This is a genomic window from Autumnicola edwardsiae (assembly GCF_031846505.1).
Lineage (GTDB): Bacteria > Bacteroidota > Bacteroidia > Flavobacteriales > Flavobacteriaceae > Autumnicola > Autumnicola edwardsiae.
On sequence record NZ_JAVRHP010000318.1, the window covers coordinates 1 to 401 of the forward strand.

The window sequence follows — 401 nt, forward strand, 5'->3', positions numbered from 1 at the left end:
TAAATTCAAAACAAAAGCAAACCGGTTGATAAGCCTAAAACATATATAGAATAATATGCTTACCAGCCCGGTAATCAGAAGCAGTCTAACAAGATTTTCTATGTCCATAACAATTAAAATTAAATACCGATTGAACTTGATTTAACGGCTACCTCTACCCCTTTTTTGAGCCTGTTAAAAATTTTGAGGGCAAGTTGTGCCTGTGAAGTTGGAATACTAGGCATCATCGGGATACCTGATTCCCGGATCAGCTTAAAAGCAAGTGCTTTTTCGTTAGCCGGTAATCCCATTAGCGCGGTAAAATAGTGGTTCGGGTTTTTGATAAATTCCTTTCGTGTCGTATAGGTTTCCACAAAATTGCGCTGGTAACCGAAGGTTTTATCAAAGGTCTTTTCTGCCTT

At 38.4% G+C, this 401-nt stretch carries 1 protein-coding gene; it reads right to left on the bottom strand.

Annotated elements, in window-relative coordinates; genetic code table 11:
• Positions 1-119: 119 nt before the first annotated feature.
• A partial coding sequence (locus tag RM529_RS18270; protein ID WP_311486075.1) for a DUF5712 family protein occupies positions 120-401 on the bottom strand: 282 nt, incomplete at its 5' end.